Source organism: Aromatoleum diolicum, from assembly GCF_012910955.1.
Classification (GTDB): Bacteria; Pseudomonadota; Gammaproteobacteria; order Burkholderiales; family Rhodocyclaceae; genus Aromatoleum; species Aromatoleum diolicum.
In genome coordinates this window covers 1-2,927 of sequence record NZ_WTVQ01000091.1, presented here as the reverse complement: position 1 = coordinate 2,927, position 2,927 = coordinate 1, and the positions used below count along the sequence as shown (strand labels likewise).

Sequence of the window (2,927 nt, the reverse complement as noted above, 5' to 3'; positions counted from 1 at the left end):
GTTGGCGCCGGTGACCTCGACCCAGAACACCGGCGTATTGTTGATGCTTTGCGTCGTGATGCTGTTGAAGTCCTTGTCCTTGCAGTTGGTCTTGTCCGTCGTGGTCGCGCTCAAGCCGCCGCCGCAAGATAGGCGACCCGGCACGGACGCGCCGTTCATGCCGTCACGCGCGCAAGGTCGCGATGAACCCGCAACAAAGGGCGGCGCTGACCGCAATGCGGCCGGCAACAGTGACGGGGCGCAATCACCCCGCGGCGCGGCGCCCACGAACAATCAGGTGGCATCAACGTCATCCGCTGGCGCAGCGGAAAAGACCGCCCAAGTGGCTGCCACGACAGCACCCGCAGGCGGCCTGAACGCCGAGGTAGTGGGCGGCGATGAATTCCTCCCTGCGGACGAACTTGACCTCGTACCGTCAGGTGTTACACGCCCGGCGCCCGGCCAGAGTGCGCAAGGAAACACAATTGCTCCGAGTAGCCCCAAGCGCAAGTGGGGAGTGCCTCCGATTCGTTGGGGAGGATCGCTCTCTGCAGGTTTCCGGCGCAGTCAGTCTGAGAATTCCGATAGCGCCACAAACCAGATTTACGAGGCCCGGCTGCGCGCCAACTCGTACATCATGCAGCCTTACATTGCGCTGGTTTCGGCCGATACCAGCCTCACCATGGTACGCGATCAGTCCGGGAGCGGCAGCGCCGCCGCCAGCAATCTCACCGGAACGTCGATCACGGGAAATGGCATTCTGAGCGTTTTCCCGCAAAGCCGCTTCCCGTTCCAGGCCTCACTCGGAATTTCCGATAGCCGCAGCGACGGGTCATTCACCGATAACAACACCCGCAGCACCCGACTCGCACTGCGCCAGGATTATCGGCCCGCGCGGGGGAACTGGAATGCCTCTGGCCGGTATGATCGCAGTCAGTTGGAGGGTAGTTTCGGCAAGGACGTCGTCGACCGGATCACCGGCAGTTACAGCACAAACTCCGACGATCACAACCTGTCTGCCGAAGGGTCCTTTGCGTCCAACCGCAGCGACGATCTGACGAGCGACGACTTTTATGCGCTGGTAAACCACGGCTATCGCCTTGACGAAGCGACCAGCGTGAGCACTTCGGCGTCTGTTGCAAGGCAAAAGTACTCGCTCAGTGGCGACAGCCTCGATTCGGGCGGTGATGCGCAGAGCGCGCAGATTTTCAGCTACCTGTCATGGGTTCCAAGCGATTCACGATGGCAGGGCACCGCCAATCTTCGCTATTTTCAGAATCAAAGCACTTTCGGCGGCACAACATTCGAGAACCGCAATATCGGCGGATCGGCCAGTCTGACCTATCGCGCAAACCAGAACCTTAATCTGTTCGGCACTTTTGGCGCCAACTCGGATCTCGATGGCAATCTTGGCACCAATCAATCCCTTGGCCTGAATTACAGCGGCGATCCGTTGAATTTTGGCAATTATTATTACAACTGGTACGGCGCAACGTCGGTCTCGAACTCGACGTCGTCGCAAGTGGACGCACAGCGCTCGATGGCTGCAACACTCGGGCATTCGCTGCAACGCAGCTGGCAAACCGCGGAACAGACCACCGTCAGCGGCAGTCTCAATCAAACGGTTAGCAACAACCGCAGCATGGGCCTCAGTTCAAGCAGTTCGACGAGCCTGAGCCACTCGGCCAGTGTCAGCATGCAGGCCACCCCAAGCGACAACCTGTCCGGCTACATCAGCGGCAGTGTGTCCGACAACCGGACAATGGGTGATAATCCGAGCGCATTCCAGATGCTCAATGTTCAGGTAAATGGCCGCTGGCACATCAACGCCTACTCGGAACTGAACGCAAACCTGACTTGGCAGCTCTCCCGGCAGCAGTCGGAATCGCAAACGGACACGGTCATCATCGACGAGTTCGGGCGACCGATCATCGTCGACAACGAATCGCTTTCGCGCACGAGCAGCCTTTCGGGCAATCTCGGCTACTCGCATGGGCGACTGCTGGGCGTGCGCGGCTTGCGTTACACGCTCGACTTTCGCGCCAACACCAATCGTGATCAGTCGCGCATCAGGGGGAATCCCGACGCGCTCCGCTCGCCGGACCAAGCCGCTTGGGACTTGGACCAGCGGCTCCGGTATCGGATTGGCCGCATAGACACCGAGCTGCAGATTCGCATCGCCGAGATCTCCGATCAGCGGAACAGTTTTATTTACTTCCGGGTCATCCGGAATTTCGGTGCCTTTTGAAACAGGCGGATTTGTTTTACTGGCAGGGCCTCGGGTAATCTCGGGAAACGTTCCCGGCAACGTGAGCGCACGTCGCCGCCCTTCAACGGACCGGGTTCGCAACGGGAGTTTTTCGATGCACGAACGGTCCTCGTCGATCCTGCAGCACTTCATCCGCCTCATGGCGATGCTAGCGCTTGTCGTCGCAACACAGGTGAACGCGCAACAACGTTGGCTGCCAATTGCCCAGGATGGCCTGCGCGATCCTGCAAGTCCCGCGGTGAAAGTATTGCAGGCCCCGGGAGACGCGTTGTCGTCACTGGCGCCCGATCAAGTCGGCAACCAGGTGCGCTGGGTCAAGGCGCTGAAGGACGGGCAGATCACTCCGCGCAGCAGCCTTCGCCCGGGCACAAAAGTTCAGACGTACGACAAGGATGCGTTGCTTAATCTCAATGGCGGCATGCCAGTTGTGCGCTTTCCGCACAGTGCGCACACGCAGTGGCTCGATTGCAGCAATTGCCACGACCACATATTCAAGAAGGAACGGGGTGCGACCCCGATCAGCATGTTCCTGATTCTGCAGGGCGAGCAGTGCGGCCTGTGCCACGGCGCAGTGGCATTTCCGCTTACGGAGTGCGGTCGCTGCCACAACACCAAGCGAGAGGACGCCATTGCGGAGCTTCAGCGTGAGGCAGCGGCCGCCTCCGCGACACCCCCACCC

The 2,927-nt window shown here is 60.2% G+C and carries 2 protein-coding genes; both read left to right on the top strand.

Annotation, left to right across the window (positions count from 1 at the left end; genetic code table 11):
- The first annotated feature begins 100 nt into the window (after positions 1–100).
- Positions 101–2,227 (top strand): TonB-dependent receptor, encoded by a 2,127-nt coding sequence (locus tag GPA25_RS23465; protein WP_246266134.1) that lies wholly within the window; start codon positions 101–103, stop codon positions 2,225–2,227.
- Between the two features lie 115 nt (positions 2,228–2,342).
- The coding region (locus tag GPA25_RS23460) for a c(7)-type cytochrome triheme domain-containing protein (protein ID WP_169262810.1) at positions 2,343–2,927 on the top strand (585 nt) is incomplete at its 3' end.